The following is a 23,631-nucleotide window of genomic DNA, read 5'->3' as shown; positions in this document are numbered from 1 at the left end:
TCTCTTATATTTTTATTACACCACTCTTGAACATGCTATTAACATCTCTTGTTTCAATCTTATCGACTTCATCTCTATAATCATTGTATTCATTTTCAGCTACTATCTTAGCTTCTTTCACTTTAAATGCTTCTTGCATAGCCCAATATTGATATTCAATACGAATACTTTTCTTAAGCTCTTCTCTATCTTTCCAAACTAGTTCATGGTCCAATTCACTTTTCTGACCAGTATTATTTTTAAATTCAATCATATAAAAAGAACCAACTAATTTCAAATATTTTTGAGATTTTGGTCCATAACCATATTGAATTCCCTTACAAATAAAATTATTTATATTTATGTCATATCCAGTTTCTTCAATTAATTCTCTTTTCAGACACTCCTCTTCAGTTTCGTTACTTTCTATCCCCCCTCCTGGAAGAAAATCTCCATGAGGCATTTGTATTACTGCCACTTGGTTTAATTCATTTATAGCTATTCCATAAGCGCCTTTTCGCTCTTTATAGAAAACACCATCCATTACTTCTCCAAATATACGCATCTGAAATCATCCCTTTCTTTCACAAACACATTTTCATCAAATTTTTTACGCAACTCATTCAAATCCAATTTTTTATCATTTTGACAAACACGAATAAGTTCATCTCTCACTTCCATTAACGCAAATCCCAATAGATTCTGTCCATTCCATAACAAAGGATTATTAATTTTCTCATTATCAGCCGACATACCAATTCCCCAAATTTTATCATACGGACTTGCTTCAACCAAAACCCTATTTTTTGTTTGCATTAAAAATTGTCTTAGATTTTCATTCTGAAGAAACTTTGCATAGTTACCATTTAAGATAATTGAGTACCTTCTTCTTTTCCAAAGATCTTCATTGAAATTTCTTACTTTTCGTCCTAATTCCTTGATCTGTTTTGGATGACAACTTCTTAGTATCTCCTCCAAAATTTCATTATCTTCAAATAGTCTTGCTTTTTCAGCCATCATATATTGTTCCATACAACAGTATTCATTTATACCAACACTAAAATCTGATTTCCACCATTGACTTAAACATGTTTTTGTAATACTTCCATCATAAGATGGTTGGTGTCCCCAGAAAAAAAGATATTTAATTTTTTTACCTTTTTTAAAATCCTTTTGTAAACTGTTTATTGAATATTTCATATGGGCTCCTTTATTCCATAGAAGATAATCCTCATCATAAATGTCTTTATCTGTATATTCTTGTTCATACCAACCGAGCCATCCTATTGGTTCAGGAAACATAAGTTGATACTTTTTTTGTTCCTCAATTATCAGAGAAGAATACCAATCTCCAAATTCCCATGCATAGCTTTCTCCATATCCCATTCTCCACCCAATACTGTATCTACTAATATGTGGATACATAAGCCATAGTGGTGCCATTGGATTATTAATATCATATGTTTTTTTCACTTTATTTCCTCCTCTTTAACTTGAGTACTTTATTATGTATAATGCTCTATATCCTCTTAATGTAATTTCAATCTTGTAAATCTATATCCATTGTCAATCAATTAGAATCGGTTCATCAGATGTATAAAAATCGATAAATGACTCCTCATCCTTTTCTTTCCAATAACTTAATGCTACCCAGGTAGATTTATCATTTAAGATTTTTATCGTCTCCTGACCAATTACTTGATCATTATATTTCACACTAATATCATGGTCTCCCTCTTCAATCAAAATATAATAATACAAGTATTTATGTTGGTCTTCAACCAAATATGTGTCATTAACCAATAGTCTTTCATCTATATAAATACTTAAATTCACTTTATCCATACTAAAGCTTTGGTTTGAAACCATTAGTATTAGGTTTGCTTGTGTTATTAATTCCTGTGAATATCCGCCCTTAAGATTACCTAAATCTACAATAGTTTCATCCTCAATTGTTCTTGTAGTATTTTGTGCCTTGTTATTTTCTATTTCTTTAGTACCGCTCACTGTTTCATTTTCTACTGCAACTTTGTCTGTATTTTTACAACTCACTGCAAAAATACAAATAAGGGTAATTATACAAACAATTATCTTAAAATTTTTAAGCATACTAACAACTCCTTACTAATTTTAAATATTTTACTTCTATTTGTAATAGATAGAATTTCAGCCAAAATTTTAATCTATATTTTTATTCTATATACAAGTAAATTTCATATATTGTAATTATTTATTTCTTATGATAATTGGTTTCATTGCATCAATGATAATTGAAACCATACCTAATGTTTCAATTGAATTTCTTGTATCAAACCTAAATGATCGTCCTATTTTCCCATCATTTTCGTTCCAATAAGTAAAATGAAAGTCTCCATCATTGTCACAATACTCCAATAATGTTACTACAAATCCTGCTGTCTCAAAAACTCTTTTAAATGTTGTATAATCATAAACTATCTTATGTGTTGCAGCTGGATGTTCAATAGGTCCTGGACCTCCAATTTGAACCATATTTTGATACCATTCATTTCTAAAATTTTTATCTGGAACAGCACAACGTATATAGCCCCCTGGTTTCAAATATTTAAAACAATTTCTTGCTGCCTCAATCCCTTCTTCATAAGTTAGATGCTCCCACACATGTTCAGCAATCATAGCGTCTACGCTTTCTTTCAAAAATAGTTTGTCCCAATCAGAGATAGAAAGTAAATTCAAGTCACATTCTTGGGTTGTTTTCCAACCTTCATAATTTGTTTGACCAGCTCCTATTATAACTTTCATCTTTTTAACCTCCATATTATTTCTAAAAACGATATAATAATTATCAGTAATAATCTCTTCAACTGACTTTATATACTTTAATGTTTCAAAATATTTTGCCTTATCAATTTATTTCATTATGAGTTTACATCTTTTTATCTTTAAATATGTACCTAATATACTTGCGATTAGGACACTTATCCTTTGACTTATAGTTTCAAATTACTTGTTAGATTTACAGAACTAGCTTATTCTATTTTATCTTCAAAGTAAACTTTTAAAATCAAAGCCCAATCTACTTTTTCCGCAGTAGCTTCTATACTTTTCTCTTGAGAATAGACACTTGATGTCCCATCATCAGTTGCCATAAAGCCCCATATCGAAATTTCATTATCATCTGTGTCTTTAAATGCTTCAATAATATTGCAAGGACTACTTCCGTAAGATTTTGGGTACCTATCAATATATTTTCTTGACCTTGAATAACCATTTTGATCAGATATGACGGTCGTCATAATAGTTGTTTGAGACGTTTCTAAATTATCCATCACAATATCTTTCAATGATATGCTTACTTCACCATTAAACCCATCATCAATACTAATCTTAAAGATATTTGTAGAATTCTTTAGTATACCGCCTTCCCATGTCTCATATTTTACTCCAATACATTTTTTATTACCTTTATATTCAATTTCAACACAACCTGTGGTCATATCTAAATGTGCTCCTAATTTCTTAGTACTTTCATCATATAATGAACTAGGAATGATAAGTACTTCTCCCTCCATTAGTTCAGTATCGTTACTCGACTCTCTATTACAACCTAAAAACATTAAACATACAACCATTGTAATGCATATAATTTTTTTCATTTTCATCTTTTCCCCTCCTTGAATATCTCATATATTCCACAGCGTCTTACCACAATACATTTATTTCATTTTACTGCCAGCATATTCCATTGTCAACAAGTTAAATTGGGAATTTTATTCAAATAAAAAAGATAATACAATCAAGCTACATACACCTGATCGTACTATCTTTATATTATTTCAACTTAAGTTTAGCCAAAGCATCAGCAAATGCTGAATTTATTGGCTCATCTGCCTCTTGCTTCTGTTTCTTAAGATATTTTTTCACATCTTGTTTTGTTGTTTTGCTGTTGTTCTCACTTCTTCTCTTCTGGAATGCCGATAGTTTCTCTCTATAGCTACAGTTAGGACATACAAATATCTGCCCTTCTCCTTTTCCTCTTAACTCAAGTTTCTTATGACACTCTGGACATCTTGCATTAGTAACTTTAGATAATCCTTTTCTGTATCCACACTCTCTGTCCTGACAAACTAGCATCTTACCTCTCTTACCATTAACCTCAAGTAGATACTTACCACACTCAGGACATTTCGCTCTTGTCATATTATCATGAGTATATTTTGCTGTTCCGCTCTTTACATCGTTAACAAGCTTTGTTGCATAAGTTCTCATGTTGTCTACGAACTTCTTGTTATTCATCTTTCCTTTACTTATCAATCCTAATTCATTTTCCCATTTAGCCGTAAGTAATGGAGATTTTAAGTCAGCTGGAACTAAGTCAATAAGCTGTTTTCCTTTTGAAGTAGGGAATATCTCCTTACCCTTCTTCTCTATAACAAAGGAGTTAAATAATTTTTCTATAATATCTGCTCTTGTAGCAACTGTTCCAAGTCCACCTGTTTCTCCAAGAGTTTTGGCATGCTCTTTATTAACATGCATATATTTATGAGGATTTTCCATAGCTGATAACAATGTAGCTTCATTGAATCTTGCTGGTGGTTTAGTTTTCCCATTTTTTATATCAACAGAAGTGAACTTAATTACATCACCTTTATTTATCTCTGGTAGTGATTGCTCTTTAACCGAATCTTGGTTTCTATCATCATCTTCATTCTCAAAGTCTGTATCTCTGTCATAAACAGCCTTCCATCCTTTTGATTTAACTATTTTCCCTTTAGCTATAAACTTCTCACCATTAACTTCAGCTTTAACAGTAGTTTGAACATATTCAAATGCAGGTAACATAACACTAAAGAATCTCTTAACAACAAGCTCGTATATTTTAAGTTCCTCACTGCTAAGACTTCCAATGCTAACCTTCTGCTCAGTTGGAATTATTGCATGGTGATCTGATACTCTATTATCATCAACAAATCCCTTATGCGCTCTTATCTTACCATTTAATATCTGTGTAGCGAATCTTCCATATGAACCAATTGATGCAGCCTTTATTCTCTGTGGAAGAGTTTCAACTATATCAGTAGTTATATATCTTGAATCTGTTCTTGGATAAGTAAGTACTTTATGCTGTTCATATAGTCTCTGCATTATAGAAAGAGTCTGTTTAGCTGAATATCCATATCTCTTATTTGCATCTCTTTGAAGTTCTGTTAAGTCGTAAAGAGCAGGTGCATAATTCTTCTTATCTGTTTTAGTTACATCAACTACCTTACCTGTTTGCCCTTTTACTTTCACCATAACAGTCTTTGCTTCTTCTTCATTAAATGTAGACAATTGTCCTTTTTTATTCATCCAGTTTAGTGTGAACCCATTTGCCTTACCAGAAATTCCATAATAATCTTTTGGCTTGAAGTTTTTGATATCTTCTTCTCTCTGAACTATCATTGCCACAGTAGGGGTTTGAACACGTCCCGCAGATAACTGAGCATTATACTTACATGTAAGAGCACGAGTAACATTTAGTCCTACAATCCAGTCTGCCTCAGCCCTACACATTGCTGCTCTATATAAATTCTCATAGTCTTTTCCTGGTTTTAGATTCTTAAATCCATCCTTGATTGCCTTATCTGTCTGTGATGAGATCCATAAACGTTTTATTGGCTTTCTAAACCCTACCTTATCTATGATAAGACGAGCAACCAATTCCCCTTCTCTCCCAGCGTCTGTTGCAATAACAAGGTCACTAACATCTGGTCTTATCATCGCTTTTTTTACTGTTGTGAACTGCTTACCAGTCTTTCCAATAACATTTAGTTTCATTCTATTTGGAAGCATAGGAAGTGTATCCAAACTCCATTGTTTATATTGATTTCCATAAGCTTCTGGGTCAGCCAAAGTAACCAAGTGCCCCAATGCCCATGTAACTATATATTTATCACCTTCAAAGTATCCATTACCTTTTTTCTTACAATTAAGTACTCTTGCTATTTCTCTTCCTACTGAAGGTTTTTCTGCAAGAACCAATGATTTGCTCATAGTATAAAAATCTCCTTTCATTGTTGATTGTAATAATCAACTATACCATTGAAAATTAATAACTCTTTTATATTAAACATTCATATATTTCAATTATACAGTGTATATATTTCAATCTTTAATCTATCTTTTATATTACCATGAAATACCCAACTTATCCATAAGACACTATCTCAATAAAAAAAAGCACGCTCTGCGTGCGATAATACCCTTTTCATTTTTAAAATCTATTTCAGTACAACACCCATTACGCCTATTGCCTCATCAAAACTATATGAAAATGCACCTTTATATCCAGCACTTCTAACAACAGAAGGTATATCTACAACCATATCCTTTATCAAAACATTTATATCTTTTTCTCCATTTTTGATTCTCATTTTTATTATTGAAATCAACTCTGTTTCATCTTCTGCATAAGATTCATTTCTAACAAAGTAATTTTCATTCATTGAAACTGCTTTAGTATATTCCTCTGTATTCCATATATGATTTTTCTTAATAAGCTCATCAGTAACATTAAAATAGTTTCGTCTTAAAATATTTTCCTGTGATGATACTGGATCATCGAAAGTTGCATCTAGATGATAATACTCTCCATTCAATTTTACTAAGTTCCACACATGACTTTGACCATTTGCATCTCCAAAAATCAGTTGGTTATCTATATTGGACTTATCTAGAAAATATTGCATAGTTTTCGCATAACCAGTACACACTGCTTTTCCTTCAATTAGAATACCATACATAGAGTAAGCACTATGTTTTAATGTATCATTATTTAGATTTTCTATATCATAAACTGCATTGTTAATTATATAATCATGAATTGCTAATTCTTTTTCATAATCATTCATTGAATCATTTATAACATTCATTAAAACCCAATCTATTTTATTATAAAGTTCCACCTTCATCTCTTCAATTTCTTCTAATGAATATGAATAATTAAAGCTTACACTCTCTACCAGTCCACCTGAAGCCTCATAAGAGTATTTAAATCCATCATAATAAAATATTTCAGGAGTGTAATTTATAATGTCATTAATTATATCCACAATCTCATCTTTACTGATGTTATATTCCTTAATATCAACATCTTTATGCCCTAAGAGTAATTCTGACTTCAATTTTCCTTTAACTAAAGCTTCATTATCTTCAATATTAAAAGGCATTATTACTCGTTCTTTCAATGGAATTCCATTTGATGATTTTAACTCGTTTTCAATTATAAGCTTGTAACTCTCTCCATTTCCATAGGTTTTCTTTGGACTAACCACCACAGTATCATTTTTTAATTCAACAACGACTGGAAAACTCTCTCCATTATCATCTTTAACAAATATAAAGTCCTCAATAGCCCCAATTTCACCTATAAATGTGTTAAATTTAATTGTCCAAACCTTATCATTCTTAACATAACTTTTTGAAAACTTGTCCCATATTATTTCATTATCCTCTGCTAAAACTGTTGCTATATGTAATGTAAATAACAATCCTATCATTGCAACAAATCTAATATACTTTTGGGTTTTCTTCACCTTATCACCTCTGAGTTTAATATCAAAATTATTTTAATCATATGAGAACCCAACTCATCGTCTGATGCAAAACATCCGTCGCATCTTTGATTTGTTTTTAATTTTCATACGTCTTATTATGTATATTTTATCATCTTTTATTAAATTACTAAAATTTAATTTATAATAATTTATGAATAATTTATTAATATGAATAAATTATACCAAAAACATGAAACTTTTTGTCATTCTATGCGTATATTAGAGGCATTAATATTTTAATGTTTATAACCATAATTTGGAGTTGATTAAAATGAAGAGAAAAATATTTTTTCTTGTATTAGTTATGATTTCCTTCACCTGTTTTAAAATATATGGCTCAACAGAGAATTGCATAGATAACAATGTGAAGAATTTAAAGAAAAATATTATTTCGAGTAGAGATGATTATGTAACAATAGATAAAATTCCTGAAGACTTAAAAAATGCTATCGTATCAATTGAAGATAAAAATTTTTATAAACATCTTGGATTTGATCCTATGGCCATAAGTCGCGCTTTTATTAATAATATTAAAGCAGGTACTATCGTTGAAGGAGGTAGTACCATAACACAACAACTTGCTAAAAATGCTTTTTTAACAAATGAAAGAACTTATTCAAGAAAATTAAAAGAGCTTGCTCTATCGATACAACTAGAATTAACATACTCAAAAGAAGGAATTTTAGAAATGTACCTGAATTATATATACTTTGGAGAAGATACTTTTGGTGTACAATCTGCTAGTAAAAAATATTTTAATAAAGATATATGGGATTTAACATTAGAAGAAAGTGCTCTTCTTGCAGGCTTACCTCAATCTCCTAGTACATATAATCCAATTGTTAATAAAGAAAAAGCCCTTTGGAAAAGAGATATTGTTCTTGATGCTATGCTTAAAAATGGATTTATAGATTCTTGCCCACTTAAAAACTCAAGGGAGCCTTTAAATGACTCTCTTGAGTCTAACAATGTAAACTATTCAAACAAAAGAATTGTATCTAATTCATCTAGGTATTTAAGCCCTTTACTAGTCTCAACATCTAAATCCGTCACAACAATTTTATTTCCTCCTATTAGTTTTCCTTCCTTATAAAATCCTCCTGAATCATGAATAATATATCCACTTCCATTCTCTTCTCCAAGATAAATCATAACATGCCCTGGTAAAAATATTGGAAATGCGATGGCATATTTATTTAAGGCTTCTAGTTTCTCATCTTCTCTCAATTTTGATATATCTAATATTTTAGCACCTTTAATTTTCTTCTGTTCACTAGCATTCCTTGGCAAAATTATTCCAAAACATTTAAAAACATCACGGACATAAGCTGAACAATCGCGACCTTTATTTTCTCCACCCCATGAGTACGGCTCCTCTAGTAATTTAAATGATAACTCTAATATATTTCTCTTATTTAATTTTAAAAATCCTCTCCTAATATCTTGTTTCTTACTTAAAATCACAATTTCTTTTTCGGATAAATTCCCCTCTCCTTGTGGAAGATAACATTCGAAGTATTGTTCTTTTTCTCTGTATATTGGTAATGAGGAGCCTAGTGGTAATTTTATCTTTTTTGAATTCATTATTGCATATACATTTTCATCACAAGAAATTACTAAATCACTTTCTTCTAAGTATTTAATAAAATTCACTCTAGAACAAAGCTTAATTCCTTCTTTTTTTACCCATCCCACATAATCTCTACATATAATTAAATACCATTTAGAATCCATACTTTCATGAATTACAATCACTTCATCTCCAAAATATAAAGCTGATTCAACAAATCTATTATGTTTATCGTCATAATTCTTATATGCATTTCTTTCAGTTGGATAAGATTTTATTTTTAATCTGGTTTTTGCTACCCCAAATTTTACAATAGTAGGTTTAGTTTCTCCTTTTATATTTGAATGCCAAGTTATATTCATGTTTTTTATCATTGAATTATAATCATCTTGAGTAATATGTTTTCCTTTGCTATCTATACACTGGTTATAGTCAAAATCATAGAACATTCTTAGATACTTTATAATCTCTTCCTGAGTTATTGAGGACATATTTTCAGCTAAATCTTTAATATAAAAGACTCCTTCACTATTTTCAAAATTCTCCTCATTTATCTTTTTTATCTTTTCACAATCATAAATTATTTGATTATAACTCTCATCCTTTTTTGTCCAAGACTTAAAATCAAATATATATCCATTTCTTTTTTTCCTACTGCTCAAATCTTACACCCCTTAATCTTTCTATAATCTATTATATTCCCCATCTTTTTATTTTTTCCTTTTACTTGAACTGAATTGTATATTGAAGATTGACTTTAACTGTTATATAATTAGTATAACAAGCATAACTTAATATTTTAAGGAGTTGATATTTTGTTACTAAAGATTAATTTTGAAAGCGACATCCCTATATATGTACAAATAAAAAACCAGGTTATTCATGGTATTGCACTTGGAACACTTAAACCTGGAGAAATACTGCCTTCTGTCCGTCAACTGGCTTCAGATATAGGAATAAACATGCATACGGTAAATAAATCCTATAGTCTTCTGAAATCAGAGGGCTATATCGTTGTAGATAGACGAAAAGGTGCAACAGTTCTTCCTATAAGAACTACTTCTGATCCAATTTTCAAGGAGGAAATGACCGAAGAGTTAACAACACTTATTGCTTCATCTATCTGTAAAGGTTTAAACGAAGAAGAATTTATTGAACTTAGTAAGAATATTTTCAAGGATTTTTCTTCTAAATAATCTGAGAATTGGAGGTGTAAACTATGAAAAAAATCAATAAAATATTTGTTATATTATTAATATTATTTTCTTTTGTCTTGAATTTTACTTCTTGTAGCACTATTAATAAGGTAAAAGATACTGTTGAAAAGAGCTCATCTTCAGAATATACTGAAGATGAAAAGATAGCTATGGAGAGTACTGCCGGAGAATTTATGAACCTCTACGGAAATAAAAGTTTTGAAACACTTACTTTAGAAATCCCTATGACTAAAGCGATGAGTGATTTTTTCTTATCAAAGAGTACTGAAACTATTCATAAAAAAATAATAAATGGTGAATTCGTAAAAGTTATAGAATCTAACTTTCTTATAAAAAACAATGCACCTTGTGTTCATATTATAGTTGAAGGCAGTAAAGGTAATACTGAGTATGATTTATTTTTCTTAGAATCTGGGGAAATCCAAGGATTCTTCCTCTCAAATCCTACCCTTTATTATAAGAATTTAAATTCATTTGTAACTTTATTCGTAGCTTTCATTATTATAATTTTGTTCTACTTCATGCCAACTTTAAGTCGTAAAGAACTATTCTTCGGGGTAAGAATTCCTTCAGAAAAAGTTGGTGATAAAGAATTATCTTCAATATATTCTCTTTATAAGAAACTGTTCATAATACTTGTTGCTCCAATAACTTTATTGTTAATTGTAGTTTCATATTTTAATATATTATATATTAACATGAATATAACACTCATTGCTGTAATTATAATGATATTTGGAGTTTATTTAATTTGTCATAAGAAAACAAAAAAAATTAAAACTCAGAACCAGTGGAATATTAATAAAAATCAGTTTGTTTATGTAGATACAGAGTATGTTTCTTCAAAAAGAAAAAAGGTAACCATTTCAGGCTTTTGGTATTTAATACCTCTTTTAATAATAGGAATTTCAAGTTTATTAATTTTGATTAATTATAAATCACTACCTGATTCCATACCAATTCATTGGGGATTCCTTGGCGAAGCAAATGGATGGATTGTTAAAACACCAACATCAGTTATGACAGTTACAATATATCAACTAGTTATGACGCTTTTAGTTTTCTTTGGTCATATGATCACTCGTTGGTCAAAGCAACAAATTAATACATCAGATCCTGAAACTTCAATGAGGAAAGATAAAATTTTTAGAAGAAGGATATCTATATTTTTATTAGTTATTGTAATATACTCTACATTTACAACATCCTTATTTAATCTTGTAAGCTTAAATATATTTAATCTTAATTCATCTTTAACTGCGGTTATTTCAATCTCTTTCTTTGTGGTTATTATTTGTAGTGGAATATATATTACTTTCTTTACTGGTCAAGGTGGAAGTAGATTATCATTGAAAGATAAGAATTCTAATTCATCTCAAAGTAGAAATGATGATAAGTTTTGGAAGCTAGGTATATTTTATGTAAATAAAAACGACCCTAGTATATTCATTGAAAAGAGATTTGGTATTGGTTATACACTTAATATTGGTAACCTTTGGGGAATGACTATAATGATTATTATTTTATTGTTAATATTTGTACCATTACTTATGGCTTGGGTATAAATAAAGGAGAATTAAATATGATAGAAGACTATATTCCAGTAATTATTATTCATTTAATATTAAGTATTATTTTTCTTTTCTTAGGTTTCCTAGTAAAAAAATATAAATTGGGAAATATTATTTCTGGTTTTAATCCTAAAAAAGATGATCCCGATATTATTTGTCCACTATTTGGAGAAAACTTTATTTTCTTAGGCATTTTAGGTTTGGTTTTGATCATAATCTCTTATTTTGCAAAAGGTATGATTTCTTTAAAGTTCTTTTCTATAACATATTATACAATTCTTACAGTAGTAGTTATTAATATATATTATAGAATGCACATTATACGAAAAAATTCCAACCAATAGATATCTATTATATAATAAAACAGGCTCCTTTATGAGAGCCTGTTTTTCTGCTATTATTAGATATCTTTTATCTCAATTTCTTCTTCATTTTCTCTATATACTGCAAATGATTTAAATCCTTCTTCCCCTAATCTATTGATCTGTTTACCTAATTTCTTTTGTTTCTGAATAAGTGATACAGCCATTCCTTTTTCTCTTAAAGTGTCAGCATATGAGAATACTTTAAGCAGTTCATCATTTTTAAGCTCATATAATAAAGCTGTTTTGTCTTCTTTAAAAGGTATCTCAAAGTTCTTCTCTTGTAATATAGCAATGATTCTCTCAAATCCTATTGAAAATCCAACAGCTGGAACATCATTCTTCATGAATCTCCCTATCATCGTGTCATATCTTCCGCCTCCTGCGATAGATACTCCAAAGTCACTATATTCAATCTCAAAAATCATACCAGTATAATAACCCATTCCTCTTACTAACGATGGATCAAATACAATTGAAAAATCACCATTTTGTGATGATACAACTGAAATAACAGCTTTTAGTGAAGCAATAACTTCTTCCTCAACACCTATAGATTTGAGTTCTTCAAGATCAAATCCTTCTTTAGATAACTGTTCAAGTGAATTAATGAACTTATTTATTACTTCTTCACTGTATTCATTCTTAATAAGTTCATTCTTAACGCCATCCATTCCTATCTTATCAAGCTTATCGATAGTTATGCATATACTTCCAACCTTCTCACTTGGGAATCCTGCACCTACAATCATAGCTCTTAGCACTCTTCTATCATTAACTCTTATTTTGAAACCTTTAAATGAAAGTTTTGATAATGCCTCAGCTGTTGTTGATATAAGATCAAGTTCAGCTCCATAAGAATCGTCTCCGATAATATCAATATCACATTGTATGAAAGAACGGAATCTTCCCTTTTGAGGTCTCTCTGCTCTATAAACCTCACCTATTTGTACACTCTTAAACTGAGCCGGAAGATTAGCTTGATTATTTGCATAGAATCTACTTAATGGAAGTGTTAAATCATAACGTAATCCCATATCAACTAAGTCCTTCTCTTGAAGATTTTCCTTAGTAAGGTTTAGCTTTTCTCCCCTTTTTAGGATTTTATATATAAGTTTAAGGTTTTCTCCCCCTTCACTTCCCATCAAGATCTGACTATTTTCAAGTGCTGGTGTTTCAATTCTAGTAAACCCATGTTTCTTATATACCCCTAAAATTGTCTCTCTAACATAATCTCTTAGTTCCACATCTGCTGGAAGGAAATCTCTAGTTCCTCTAACTGGATTCGTATTTACTTTCATTGTTGTCCTCCTTATAATATTCAAATTTTTTTCGTATAAAATAAAAACTGCCCGTGCTATACACCGGCAGTGACATTTCTTATTAACCATCACATAGCAGCGTAAGCAACACAATTAGCGCTTACACTTTTCAACGAAAAAGCAAACGCTTACATATGGTGATGATGATGATGTAATTTTTCGATTTTATTTAAAATACTAATATTCATAAAAACACATCCTTAAAAGAGACCATAACTAATCTCACTTTTATTAACAATATCATATAATAGTAGATATTTCAAGTTTTAATTCTTTTAATTATATTAGGGAATATTCTTTAATAGCTTTTAAAATCCCCTCTTCTGTGGTAGAAAATTGAATTCCTTGTTCCCTTAACTTTAAATTGCTTATTCTAAGGTCTCGAGGTTTCTTTTTAAATCTCTCAACATCTTTGTTAAACTTATTGACCTTTAGATCATCCCTTCCAAGTGCTTTTAATATCCCTTCTACCACATTGTAACGGCTTAGATCATTTTCACTTCCAGTATTATATATTCCATAAGGAATAGAAAATAACTTTTGAATATTCTCCACTATTTCATATACATATGTCATACCTCTATATTCATTGACTGGTTCTTTAAATTCTTCTCCACTTAGAATATGTTTAATTGTATTAAATAATATGTTGCTATTTACTTTAAGGTTCCTCTCAGGCATTCCAAAAAGCCATGTTAGTCTAAGTATCCATACCTCAGCTAAAATAGCTTTTATCTCTTCCTCTGCTTTTAATTTATGCTTTCCATAAACTGTATTAGGTACAGGGGTAATTTCCTCATTATAAGGACCACTTTCTTCATTTCCATTATATACTTGTTCACTACTCATATATACTAACTTCGCATTAACACTATTACATGCTCTAGCAACATTTATACTTCCTTCTACATTAATCTTATATGAAAGTTCAGGATCATTCTCGCATTTTCCTGTATCTGCTATTGCTGCTGTATGTATTACTATATCTGGATTAAACTCTTGAAACTTACTTTCAACATTCTTTTTATCTGTTATATCTAACTCTTTTCTCCCAAGAGCAAGTATTTCATATTCCTTTTCAAACCTCTTTTTAAATCTAGATGCCAAAAATCCCTTTCCCCCTGTTATCAAGATTTTCATGATAACACCTCCCCAATTATTAATTACTACTGTTTAATTTTAACATATAATTTGCTGATTCATGTACCCAATTATTTCTTTATAGTCTCCTTTATTAAAAGTAATAGTTCTTTTACGTTCTTTACCGTCCTTATCTATTAAACTAAATTCAGTTTTTCTCTTTTCAAGAATCTTAATCTCCAGTACATCCTTCCATTCATAAAACTCATATCTACAACCTTCAAATGGAATTAAAATTCCCTCTGTACCAACTATGTATCTCATGTTACTAGAAATTATAAGAAACAGATTTATTATAATCATTGGTAATAAGCTTCCAATTCCATCAAACCCATCAATTATATTAGAAAAAATCACTAATGAGATCGACACTAATGAAATTCCTAGTAAAAATCTATTCCATGTATTTCCTTTATATTTTACCTCTCCTTTAAAGTCCCTGTTCTTATAATTTGACACCATTAAAAACAACATACAAACTGCACCTACTAAAATCAAACTATTTGTTATAATTGAATATGCATCCATTATACCACCATCCCCTTAAACGTTATTTTATACCATATTTTGTGGTTAAATTTATTGTACTATATTTCCATTTTATAGTCAAGTTTGAAATTTTTCATATATTCTTCTTGATTTTCAAAGTCTTAACAACTGATTATCATATTATTATTGATTCAACTCCCAACCTTCTTTATAATAGTTAGTATAGTAATAAAAATAATTCATTTAATATAGGGTTTTCTTAATGAATACTGAAACCCTATACATATAATTTTGAAAGGGGTTTTTTTATGAGTAACTACATATTACCCATTATTCTAGGGTACTTATTTGGGAGTATTCCTTTCTCATTTTTAAGTGCTAAGTATTTAGGTAAAATCGATATTAGAAATTATGGAAGTGGTAATTCAGGTGCTACTAATGTTCTTAGAACCTTAGGAAAGAAAGCTGGAATTGTTGCATTTATTGGTGATTTTCTAAAAGGCTTTATAGTGGTTGCTGTTGTTAACTCAACTTTAGGCTTAGATATTGCTGTAGTATCTGGTGCTTTTACTGTAATTGGCCATTGCTATCCAGTTTTTCTTAAATTTAAAGGGGGTAAAGGCGTTGCTACTGCTGGAGGAACAATATTTGCTTTATATCCTTTAGTTGGATTCATTCTACTAATTTCCTTAGTTATTATTGTAATGATATCTCGTATGGTATCTCTTGGCTCTATTTCTGTAGCATTTCTACTACCGATTATTTCTTTATTATTAAATACTGATAAATCATTCTTGATTTACTCTATTATAATGGGACTTTTTGTTATCTACAAACATAAAGCTAATATTTCTAGATTACTAAAAGGAACAGAATCAAAATTAGGCTCTACTACTGTGAAGAAAAATCCTTAAAATTTATAACTTTAAGAACTTTTATCAAAGATTACTATAATAAAAAAGGTAAATGATGTTTATTTTAATCATCACTTACCTTTAACAAAATAAAGGATACTTTACTATCAAAAATCTGATAATAAAGTATCCTTTTATGTTTCTCCAATATTCATTAAGCACACATTTTCCTCACTTCTCGTATAATTCTACTTATACTTTTTTCAGAAAGAAAATATTGCTCTGCTAGTTCACCAACAGTGCAACCACTATTGTACTTATTAAATATCTCACTATTTCTATCTTTTAAACTATGTCTTGTTCCGTTCTTCTCGCCCCAAGACTTTTCATTACCATTTTTTCTAGGAATGTAAAGGTATTCACCATCTACATATTCCTGAATTATTTTTATTACCTCTTCAGGTAAAATATTCTTAGCTTTAACATATCCCATATCTTTGCTCCTCCTAATATTAAGTGAATATTCGGATAAAGCAAAGACTACTACAGAAGTAGTATAATGTGTGTTAAGCCTAATTTAAAAATAAACATATTTTTTTGTTATCTTTCTATTAGGCTCCAAGCAAACAAAAGTCGACTTCAATTAATAGTCTTTGCTTGGAGCTGTATCATTTACTGCATGATTAAATATTAAAATAAAATGCCTCATAAATATCCCCCCTAATAAACATTATCATATATCAATTCTATCATTTTTTGTTTTTTTTGTAAATACTGCTAATAGTTCATTTATTTGCACTTCTTCTTTATTCCCTCATATAAATAGTCAAGATGTTCTGTATCTCCACCTTCACTTCTTAATTTGTCTATTCTATCCTTAGCTTTGCTCAATGATTCTCTAGCTTCTCTAAAGTCCTTCTGTTTTATGCAATTGCTTGTATATTCAAGTAAATAGTCTATCTTTGTAACCATTTCCGCAAGATCTCTTCTATCCTCATTCATAAGTTCAACTAATAAATTATATGTTTTTTGTGAAGTTTTATTTTTATAAGATTTCAGAAAATCATTATTTCTACTTGTTATCTTTGGCATTTTACTCTCCTCTTTCTATTTTTCAGTTTCGCACAAAAGCAATTATTCCTGTACTTTTATGATTTTACCACATCTTTTATTATTAATGAAAGAAGAATTTCTAATTATATATATACCTTAATACAACTTCTTTATCCTTAATCTTACCCGTTCTTTCAAATCCAATACTCTCATAAACATGAAGAGCTCTATCATTTTCTGGACTTGTACTGGTGTAAAATTCATTACAATCATACTTTTCTTTTACGATGGTTAATAACTTCTTAACCGCCTCTGTTCCATAACCCTTATTTTGATGTTCTTCATCAATGAATAATCTATACATCCATAAGTTCCTGTCTTCTTCATCAATTACATACATTATAAATCCTACTAAAGTATTCTCAAAATATATACAACAAGGATACCAATCATCAAATACATAAGCTTCGATAATAGATATAATATTACTTGCCATGTAGTCAGAGCTCCCCATTGAAATGCAATTTTTATAATTATGTTTGTTTATAGGTTCAAGTCTTATATTCATAAAGTTCTTCCACTCATTTATTTAAATTCCCCCTATCTATTATGATTTCAGTATATCATCTTGTAATTTTCATTAATACCTCATAAATAATACATAATTAAAGTTGAGCATATTTACATGTTTTGTAGTGTTTTTGTTTACATTTGTTTAGTTAACATAATCTTAAATATGTTAACCCCCCTCTTTAATATCTCATTATAGTGGTATTAGTGGTTTCTTATCATTCAGTGGAATATATCCTGAATACAATCTGCAGATAATTGTATTGAACAATCTTATTTAACTGCTTTTGATTTCTTATAAAATTAAAAACAGAGGACACTCAATTTTGAGGGTACTCTGTTTTTTTATGAAACCTAGTCTTGTCTGTAATCCTTAAAATCATTTTAATTTATCTATCAAATGGACTATTCAATTCTTCTGTACCTTCAAGTACAAATCTTCCATCTCTTATAATATCAATTCTATCGCCGTCTTCTGTTATAACAGCTATACATCCAATTTCCTCATATGGCAATGGTATATCTGTATGAATTCCTGTATAAGCTTCATCTACATTTTCTTTTCTTAAAATAGACTTCTCATTATCTCTTGCTATAACTTCTTTTCCATTTAATAGATTATAAACAGGTGTATCTTCTCCCCAAACAAATGCCGTATCTCCAATTGCAAAGTGTGGTCCCATCTTTTCAGAAATAAGAATTGGCAGTAGGTCAAGTATTCCATATTTTTTTGCCATTACATGTGCTTCTGTATTTGTTCCAATTGCGAATTCCCCAAGTGGAAGTTTATTGTATAGTTTCATTAAATTTTCATGCACATATTTCCTGTTATCATTCTCATCATCAAAATTACTGCAACTATAATCTACAACATAACCATCCTCAAATAATAGCTTTAAATCTTTATATTTAAGTTCAACATAAGCATCCTTAATATGAAATATACCATTAGTTCCCTTAAGTTTTGGGCTTGTATAAACTTCTCCTAGTGGTATATTTGATTCTGCAACCATATTTGCAAAGTTAGTCTCCTTATCTGGATTCTTTATTTCTTGTAATTTCACCTTAATGTCTGTCTCATTTCCGTCTTTACCAACTATATGAACATATTCACCTCTGTCAAGAACATCAATTATTCTTTGCTGAATAGCTTCATGAAAACTGTTATCCATCATATTTATTTTTAGTGTTTCCTCAAATATATTTTCAAAATCCTCTCCTATTCCTGGATGTGGCAAGGCTACTATGCAATAATTAGTGTTATCCTTAGGTTCATATTTATAATATATTTCATTTATATTATTTTCATGGCTCTGTAGTAGTTCTTCTTGTTCTTCTGATAATTTTAGACATTCACTTTTATTTTCTGGTGAAAATGGTATCTCTCCAAATCTTTCAAAAATCATTGGACCTGAAAGCTTACTAAAACAATGTTCAGTTAACTTATATGCAATGTCATATGTTTCTTCCTTTAAGGTTGTATATCTTTCATCTAAATACAGTGAATTATCAAATCTATGATCATACTCGTATTGTTCATTAGGACTTGTTGATTGTGCCAGCTGGAATACACATTCAAAACCATTATTCTCGAATTCCTTAATGAGCTGTTTTATAATTATCTCTTGTCCTACTGAGTAAATCAGTCTAACTACATTTCTATCCCCTCTAGCTTTATTGTCAGCGATGAAGCCTCTTAAAAATGCTTCAACTATTGCTTTCGAAAGCTTTTCTAATTTATCCATTGGATAAGTCGTAAGATACTGTGCCATTCTTATTTCATTCTCACTTATATAATTATCAAATCTGAATAAATATCGAATATCTGTAAGATCCGTACTTAATACTGTCTCTGTATAAAATCTATAGTTTGTATTTAAACATTCTTCATTAAAATATTTTGCGTCTCTTATTAATGCTTCTCTATTTAAAAATGGCCGTATGATTATATTCTTTAATATGGTATAATCAACTTCATTTTCCTTAATGCTATTAAAAGCTTGGACAAAAATTTGGTTATTCTCCTCTAGTCTGAATATTCTATTCCTGAAAGCATGAGATATCCCCTCTCTTATCCTTACATAAAAAGCTGATAAAAGTTGTCCTACTCCATTCCCTAAAACTTCCACTGCATATTTAGGATTAGCATAACTTTTCTTATAATTATCTCCAATGAGTTCTTCATATAATCTATAATTCTCATGTTTAAGCTCTTCAAAACTCTTTGAATTAAAGTATTCTTCACCTAAAGTTTTTTCAATATCAGCAAGCTTTAATATGAATTCCCCTGTATGATTAAAGAACTTATAAAGCCGCTTGAGTTCTCCAACTTCTTCACTTTGCTTTGTTTCTAAACATATTTTTTTAATCATTTCAAGACTTTTTTCATAGCTATTTAATATTTTACTATTTTCTTCATTATAAAATATTTTTGTGTTTTTCATCTTTAACACACTCCATTCACATAATGCAATCCCCAAATTTTTTTATTATGTTAATCTCTTTAAATATACTTCATATGTTTCTGTTGGTGTTGGATTTCCATACTGATCCACATAATGATGATCCTCGTTCTTACTCTTTAGTAGTTCTGTAAATCCCCATGACGTGTACATCTCTTTCAATTTTTCATATTCACGAGAATCAATACCAATAGTAATTTCTTTGAATCCTCTTTCTTCTATTCTCTTAAATACCCTTTTCATCAGTTGACTACCAAGTTTTTTACCTTGAAAAGGCTTTTCAATCCTAAAAGCACATAAATATGCTCTATCTTCCCCATTAGCTTCATCCTTATCTACAGAATCCCATGCAATATGAAGCTCTCCTATCGGCTCCTCTTCTCCTTCACATTCAACTACCCAAAATTCTCTACTACCATCTTCTATCCCTGTTCTAAATAAATCTTTTGTTGGAGTCTCTTTTGTCCACATTACCTTTAACTCATCTACAGTACCTAATCTTATTTCCATTTATTCCCTCCTCCACTACCCATGTATTATCTCTTAGCATCCGTTATTTCATATCTATAACACCCCATTGTTTCAATTTTTGTAAATCCCTCTTGAAGATAAAGTTTTAATGCGTTATCATTCTCAGCATTTACTGAAAGCATGGCTTGAGGCATACCTTTACTTTTTCCATAATTCATAGCAGCTCTCAATAAATTTCTACCAAGCCCTTTCCCTTGATATTCAGGTATCAGACACAAGGAGAATATAAAGGTATATAATTTATCATTATCATATTCCTTTGATATAGCTACCTGACCTACTGGTCTTTCCTTATGATAAAGTAGTTTCATTCCACCTTCTAATATAAGTTCGTCCCCTTCAAGACCACTAACCCATTCTGAAGTTATAGGTATTTCACTTCCTGCAAGTTTAGCAAACCCAGAGTTTCTAACTAAGCACCAATCTTCTTCATCCCTTCCAAATTGAAATGTTCTAAGTTCAAATTCTTCTGGAAATGCTTCTTTAATAATATGGTCTTCCTCTCTCGCAAGGTGGTATGAATATCTTTCAATTTCAAATCCCAAACTTTCAAGTATCTTAATAACCTCTGGGTTATTCTCATTTACAAAATTGTAAAGTCGATTAATTCCTTCTAAATGTTTCAATGATGCTTTAAGTAGCATCTGGTATGATTCTCGTGTTCTATACATACTATGGAATATCCTGATTCTAGCTTTTTTCCCTTTTCTATTGTATGAATCAATCATAAGTGATAACGTTCCAATAATCATTCCTTGTTCATTAAGTAAAATATACGTAGGATTCTCTTCGTCTGGTATGAAACTCTTCAAATCTTCATCATATAAAAATGAATCATCTACCTGCTCTCTATAACTCTTACAATACTCAACAAACTCTTGTATTTTATCAGTTTTTATCTTTTCTACTCTCATATAAATACCACACCCCTTTTTTCCTATTCTCCTAAAAGATGAATAAGACCATCTGCAAACCCTATTTTGGCATCCATGTATGTGTGTCCACCCATAAATTCCTTATATTTATAGCTATACCCTTTATCCTGTAATAACTGAACAAATTTTTTAGTCCCATCAAAATGCTCCTCTGCATCCTTTTCATATTCGCCAAAGGTTACATAGAAATCAACAGGTAGCTTTTCAACCTTTTCATAATCTTTAAATATATCACTTTTATCATTATCTTCTTCAGCTGGTTTCCATGAGAATCCACCAGATTGTATAAATACATTTTTAAAAGTTTCTCCATATTCTAATGCCATGAATGCTGCCACTAATCCTCCATAACTAAACCCTATTAATACATTTTTTTCTCCCTTGTTTGTAATATTATACTTTCCATTTACCCATGTGACTACTTCTTCCATAGCAAATTCTCTAAATCCCTTATGGCATGTAAGCTCATTATCTCTATCATCACTAGTTTCAATGAATACAGCACACATTGGTGGAATCATTCCTGCCCCTATAAGATTGTCTAAAACTGTTGGTGCTTCTGTTACATTTATATACTCCCACCCATCTGTAAATACTGCCAATCCATACGGTTCTTTTGTTTCATCATAACCATCAGGTGTATAAACCCAAACCCGTCTTTTATTATTCAAACCTTTACTTTCAAAATCATCAAACAATTCTAGTTTTCCCTTAGCTGTATCTTGTTTTTCCATAGTCCACTGATTTTGTTTAAAATCAGGAAGTGCTACATAAGAATTCTCTTTCAACATTAAATAAAGATCATTTGGACGCTTATCATCTTCAATACATACATATTTCTTTTCGTTTAATGGATCTAATCTAAAATCAAGATTATCCCATTCAATCTCATCATCACAATTGATAATATAGAAGTATACTGATTGTGCATCCCTTCTGGCTTTCCATGTTCTATACCACAGATCAGTATTCTCTAATTTCTCTAATCTGGTTTCATCAGTATCCATTCCAAACATTTCTCCAATTACACAAACATTGTCTAGCTCTTCAGTCTCTCTCCAAATCAATGTAACAAGATAGTTATTCTCATCACCTTCTATCTTTTCTATTAAAGGTGAACCAACTTTCTCTATATCTTTCCAAAATAATTCTAACGCTTGCTCACTATTGTTCTTTATATCAATAGATAACCTTTCAATTCTTGGACTCTCAATTTTTATTTTTTTCATTTCATTAACCCCCTAAGTCAATTTCAAGTCTGCTCTATTTAGAAAATAATTCTTTTATTTAAATCTTTATCCATATTATAACATTCCATTTTTTCATTTTATAGCCCACAAATAGTACATAACTAACTTTGAGTTTAGGCTTTATTTCCACTCTATTTTTGACATCATTTACTTTTGATTGTAAAATATTAGAATAGGGATAACATTTGAGGAGGGTTTTAATGAGCAAAAGAATTGATAATAATAATTTAAATAATACTGAATCACAAGATAATTCCTTAATGATTGAAGCAAAGAAGAGATTAAAAGTCAAGCGAGATTTCAAGGAACATAGAAATGCTTACCTCATTGTGAACGGTGCCTTTTTCTTGATAGACTTTATAGGAAACAAATCAATAAACTGGGCCTACTATCTTGCAATCGCGTGGGGAATAGGCTTAGTATTCGATTACCTGGATACAGTTAAAAAACTACGCCATAGAAATGATTTAGAAAAAGAAATGGAATATCTTAAAAGAAATCAAAGATATGTTGAAGATAAAAAAACTAATTATTCAAATCCATTTTCTTCTGAGAATATGAATAGAACACAAGAAAAAGAACATGCAAAAAAATTGGACCAATAATTGATCCAATTTTTTCTTAGTTTTCTTTAACTGTCCAAGTACTTCCTTCTTTATTCTGAATCTCACACGACTGAAGTCACGTGGTTCTTACTTCATTAAGCTTCGCCCATACTCTCAATACATTCGTAATTGTTTAAATATGTTTTA

General features: G+C 30.0%; 24 protein-coding genes. 6 read left to right on the top strand and 18 right to left on the bottom strand.

Going from position 1 to position 23,631, the window contains the following annotated elements:
• Nucleotides 1–4: 4 nt before the first annotated feature.
• The 7 genes from KDK92_RS14760 to KDK92_RS24825 form a co-directional block, all read right to left on the bottom strand.
• Nucleotides 5–544 (bottom strand): NUDIX domain-containing protein, encoded by a 540-nt coding sequence (locus KDK92_RS14760; protein ID WP_250860102.1) that lies wholly within the window; start codon nt 542–544, stop codon nt 5–7.
• Nucleotides 523–1,452, bottom strand: coding sequence for an NADAR family protein (locus KDK92_RS14755; protein WP_250860101.1), 930 nt, complete (start codon nt 1,450–1,452; stop codon nt 523–525). Before KDK92_RS14755 ends, KDK92_RS14760 begins: the two co-directional genes overlap by 22 nt.
• Nucleotides 1,453–1,545: 93 nt before the next feature.
• A complete protein-coding gene (locus tag KDK92_RS14750; protein WP_250860100.1) occupies nt 1,546–2,088 on the bottom strand; it encodes a hypothetical protein in 543 nt (180 codons plus the stop codon).
• Nucleotides 2,089–2,205: 117 nt separating this feature from the next.
• Entirely contained in the window at nt 2,206–2,760 is a 555-nt protein-coding gene (locus KDK92_RS14745; RefSeq protein ID WP_250860099.1) for a class I SAM-dependent methyltransferase, read from the bottom strand.
• 227 nt (nt 2,761–2,987) lie between these two features.
• On the bottom strand, nt 2,988–3,620 hold the full coding sequence (locus KDK92_RS14740; RefSeq protein ID WP_250860098.1) for a hypothetical protein: 633 nt from the start codon (nt 3,618–3,620) through the stop codon (nt 2,988–2,990).
• Nucleotides 3,621–3,789: 169 nt separating this feature from the next.
• Entirely contained in the window at nt 3,790–5,991 is a 2,202-nt protein-coding gene (locus tag KDK92_RS14735; protein WP_250860097.1) for a DNA topoisomerase III, read from the bottom strand.
• 227 nt (nt 5,992–6,218) lie between these two features.
• The gene (locus tag KDK92_RS24825) at nt 6,219–7,532 is read right to left on the bottom strand and encodes a transglutaminase domain-containing protein (RefSeq protein WP_250860096.1); all 1,314 of its coding nucleotides are present in this window, start codon (nt 7,530–7,532) and stop codon (nt 6,219–6,221) included.
• Between the two features lie 292 nt (nt 7,533–7,824).
• Between KDK92_RS24825 and KDK92_RS14725 the strand changes: the two genes are divergently transcribed.
• On the top strand, nt 7,825–8,646 hold the full coding sequence (locus KDK92_RS14725; RefSeq protein WP_250860095.1) for a transglycosylase domain-containing protein: 822 nt from the start codon (nt 7,825–7,827) through the stop codon (nt 8,644–8,646).
• Here KDK92_RS14725 and KDK92_RS14720 read toward each other — a convergent pair.
• Nucleotides 8,529–9,785, bottom strand: coding sequence for an NlpC/P60 family protein (locus KDK92_RS14720; protein WP_250860094.1), 1,257 nt, complete (start codon nt 9,783–9,785; stop codon nt 8,529–8,531). The genes KDK92_RS14725 and KDK92_RS14720 overlap by 118 nt on opposite strands.
• Nucleotides 9,786–9,938: 153 nt before the next feature.
• Here KDK92_RS14720 and KDK92_RS14715 point away from each other — a divergent pair, with 153 nt between their 5' ends.
• From KDK92_RS14715 to KDK92_RS14705, 3 genes are read left to right on the top strand one after another with little or no spacing between them, the layout of a single operon-like run.
• A complete protein-coding gene (locus KDK92_RS14715; RefSeq protein WP_250860093.1) occupies nt 9,939–10,319 on the top strand; it encodes a GntR family transcriptional regulator in 381 nt (126 codons plus the stop codon).
• Nucleotides 10,320–10,342: 23 nt separating this feature from the next.
• Nucleotides 10,343–11,905, top strand: a complete 1,563-nt coding sequence (locus KDK92_RS14710) for a DUF1648 domain-containing protein (protein ID WP_250860092.1) — start codon at nt 10,343–10,345, stop codon at nt 11,903–11,905.
• A 17-nt stretch (nt 11,906–11,922) separates the two neighbouring features.
• A complete protein-coding gene (locus KDK92_RS14705) occupies nt 11,923–12,255 on the top strand; it encodes a DUF3784 domain-containing protein (protein ID WP_250860091.1) in 333 nt (110 codons plus the stop codon).
• 56 nt (nt 12,256–12,311) lie between these two features.
• On the opposite strand, the gene hisS is transcribed toward KDK92_RS14705, so the two are convergent.
• From hisS to KDK92_RS14690, 3 genes are all read right to left on the bottom strand, one after another.
• Entirely contained in the window at nt 12,312–13,574 is a 1,263-nt protein-coding gene (gene hisS, locus KDK92_RS14700) for a histidine--tRNA ligase (protein ID WP_250860090.1), read from the bottom strand.
• 300 nt (nt 13,575–13,874) lie between these two features.
• Complete coding sequence (locus KDK92_RS14695) at nt 13,875–14,735, bottom strand: SDR family oxidoreductase (protein WP_250860089.1); 861 nt, start codon at nt 14,733–14,735, stop codon at nt 13,875–13,877.
• A gap of 39 nt (nt 14,736–14,774) precedes the next feature.
• Nucleotides 14,775–15,263 (bottom strand): hypothetical protein, encoded by a 489-nt coding sequence (locus KDK92_RS14690; protein WP_250860088.1) that lies wholly within the window; start codon nt 15,261–15,263, stop codon nt 14,775–14,777.
• Between the two features lie 269 nt (nt 15,264–15,532).
• On the opposite strand from KDK92_RS14690, the gene plsY reads away from it, so the two are divergent.
• Nucleotides 15,533–16,138 (top strand): glycerol-3-phosphate 1-O-acyltransferase PlsY, encoded by a 606-nt coding sequence (gene plsY / locus KDK92_RS14685; RefSeq protein WP_250860087.1) that lies wholly within the window; start codon nt 15,533–15,535, stop codon nt 16,136–16,138.
• Between the two features lie 154 nt (nt 16,139–16,292).
• On the opposite strand, the gene KDK92_RS14680 is transcribed toward plsY, so the two are convergent.
• From KDK92_RS14680 to KDK92_RS14650, 7 genes are all read right to left on the bottom strand, one after another.
• Nucleotides 16,293–16,571, bottom strand: coding sequence for a CD3324 family protein (locus KDK92_RS14680; RefSeq protein WP_250860086.1), 279 nt, complete (start codon nt 16,569–16,571; stop codon nt 16,293–16,295).
• A 296-nt stretch (nt 16,572–16,867) separates the two neighbouring features.
• Nucleotides 16,868–17,170: a hypothetical protein gene (locus tag KDK92_RS14675; RefSeq protein WP_250860085.1), complete on the bottom strand. Its 303-nt coding sequence runs from the start codon at nt 17,168–17,170 to the stop codon at nt 16,868–16,870.
• A gap of 100 nt (nt 17,171–17,270) precedes the next feature.
• Nucleotides 17,271–17,699, bottom strand: coding sequence for a GNAT family N-acetyltransferase (locus KDK92_RS14670; RefSeq protein WP_250860084.1), 429 nt, complete (start codon nt 17,697–17,699; stop codon nt 17,271–17,273).
• A gap of 391 nt (nt 17,700–18,090) precedes the next feature.
• Entirely contained in the window at nt 18,091–20,145 is a 2,055-nt protein-coding gene (locus tag KDK92_RS14665; RefSeq protein WP_250860083.1) for an aminopeptidase, read from the bottom strand.
• Between the two features lie 45 nt (nt 20,146–20,190).
• Nucleotides 20,191–20,673, bottom strand: coding sequence for a GNAT family N-acetyltransferase (locus tag KDK92_RS14660; protein WP_250860082.1), 483 nt, complete (start codon nt 20,671–20,673; stop codon nt 20,191–20,193).
• Between the two features lie 26 nt (nt 20,674–20,699).
• Nucleotides 20,700–21,608, bottom strand: coding sequence for a GNAT family N-acetyltransferase (locus KDK92_RS14655; protein WP_250860081.1), 909 nt, complete (start codon nt 21,606–21,608; stop codon nt 20,700–20,702).
• 23 nt (nt 21,609–21,631) lie between these two features.
• Nucleotides 21,632–22,858, bottom strand: coding sequence for an alpha/beta fold hydrolase (locus KDK92_RS14650; RefSeq protein WP_250860080.1), 1,227 nt, complete (start codon nt 22,856–22,858; stop codon nt 21,632–21,634).
• Nucleotides 22,859–23,079: 221 nt separating this feature from the next.
• On the opposite strand from KDK92_RS14650, the gene KDK92_RS14645 reads away from it, so the two are divergent.
• Nucleotides 23,080–23,484, top strand: a complete 405-nt coding sequence (locus KDK92_RS14645; protein ID WP_250860079.1) for a 2TM domain-containing protein — start codon at nt 23,080–23,082, stop codon at nt 23,482–23,484.
• The last annotated feature ends 147 nt before the right edge of the window (nt 23,485–23,631 follow it).

Source organism: Oceanirhabdus seepicola, from assembly GCF_023684385.1.
GTDB classification, from domain to species: domain Bacteria; phylum Bacillota; class Clostridia; order Clostridiales; family Clostridiaceae; genus Oceanirhabdus; species Oceanirhabdus seepicola.
The sequence above is the reverse complement of the archived record's forward strand: the minus strand, read 5'-3'. Positions and strand labels throughout refer to the sequence as shown.

What these genes read in the sequence shown, in the direction of transcription:
- KDK92_RS14760 (WP_250860102.1), bottom strand. Translation starts at nt 544, where the DNA reads ATGCGTATATTTGGAGAAGTAATGGATGGTGTTTTCTATAAAGAGCGA.
- KDK92_RS14750 (WP_250860100.1), bottom strand. Translation starts at nt 2,088, where the DNA reads ATGCTTAAAAATTTTAAGATAATTGTTTGTATAATTACCCTTATTTGT.
- KDK92_RS14745 (WP_250860099.1), bottom strand. Translation starts at nt 2,760, where the DNA reads ATGAAAGTTATAATAGGAGCTGGTCAAACAAATTATGAAGGTTGGAAA.
- KDK92_RS14740 (WP_250860098.1), bottom strand. Translation starts at nt 3,620, where the DNA reads ATGAAAATGAAAAAAATTATATGCATTACAATGGTTGTATGTTTAATG.
- KDK92_RS14735 (WP_250860097.1), bottom strand. Translation starts at nt 5,991, where the DNA reads ATGAGCAAATCATTGGTTCTTGCAGAAAAACCTTCAGTAGGAAGAGAA.
- KDK92_RS14725 (WP_250860095.1), top strand. Translation starts at nt 7,825, where the DNA reads ATGAAGAGAAAAATATTTTTTCTTGTATTAGTTATGATTTCCTTCACC.
- KDK92_RS14710 (WP_250860092.1), top strand. Translation starts at nt 10,343, where the DNA reads ATGAAAAAAATCAATAAAATATTTGTTATATTATTAATATTATTTTCT.
- KDK92_RS14705 (WP_250860091.1), top strand. Translation starts at nt 11,923, where the DNA reads ATGATAGAAGACTATATTCCAGTAATTATTATTCATTTAATATTAAGT.
- hisS (WP_250860090.1), bottom strand. Translation starts at nt 13,574, where the DNA reads ATGAAAGTAAATACGAATCCAGTTAGAGGAACTAGAGATTTCCTTCCA.
- KDK92_RS14695 (WP_250860089.1), bottom strand. Translation starts at nt 14,735, where the DNA reads ATGAAAATCTTGATAACAGGGGGAAAGGGATTTTTGGCATCTAGATTT.
- KDK92_RS14690 (WP_250860088.1), bottom strand. Translation starts at nt 15,263, where the DNA reads ATGGATGCATATTCAATTATAACAAATAGTTTGATTTTAGTAGGTGCA.
- plsY (WP_250860087.1), top strand. Translation starts at nt 15,533, where the DNA reads ATGAGTAACTACATATTACCCATTATTCTAGGGTACTTATTTGGGAGT.
- KDK92_RS14680 (WP_250860086.1), bottom strand. Translation starts at nt 16,571, where the DNA reads ATGGGATATGTTAAAGCTAAGAATATTTTACCTGAAGAGGTAATAAAA.
- KDK92_RS14675 (WP_250860085.1), bottom strand. Translation starts at nt 17,170, where the DNA reads ATGCCAAAGATAACAAGTAGAAATAATGATTTTCTGAAATCTTATAAA.
- KDK92_RS14670 (WP_250860084.1), bottom strand. Translation starts at nt 17,699, where the DNA reads ATGAATATAAGACTTGAACCTATAAACAAACATAATTATAAAAATTGC.
- KDK92_RS14665 (WP_250860083.1), bottom strand. Translation starts at nt 20,145, where the DNA reads ATGAAAAACACAAAAATATTTTATAATGAAGAAAATAGTAAAATATTA.
- KDK92_RS14660 (WP_250860082.1), bottom strand. Translation starts at nt 20,673, where the DNA reads ATGGAAATAAGATTAGGTACTGTAGATGAGTTAAAGGTAATGTGGACA.
- KDK92_RS14655 (WP_250860081.1), bottom strand. Translation starts at nt 21,608, where the DNA reads ATGAGAGTAGAAAAGATAAAAACTGATAAAATACAAGAGTTTGTTGAG.
- KDK92_RS14650 (WP_250860080.1), bottom strand. Translation starts at nt 22,858, where the DNA reads ATGAAAAAAATAAAAATTGAGAGTCCAAGAATTGAAAGGTTATCTATT.
- KDK92_RS14645 (WP_250860079.1), top strand. Translation starts at nt 23,080, where the DNA reads ATGAGCAAAAGAATTGATAATAATAATTTAAATAATACTGAATCACAA.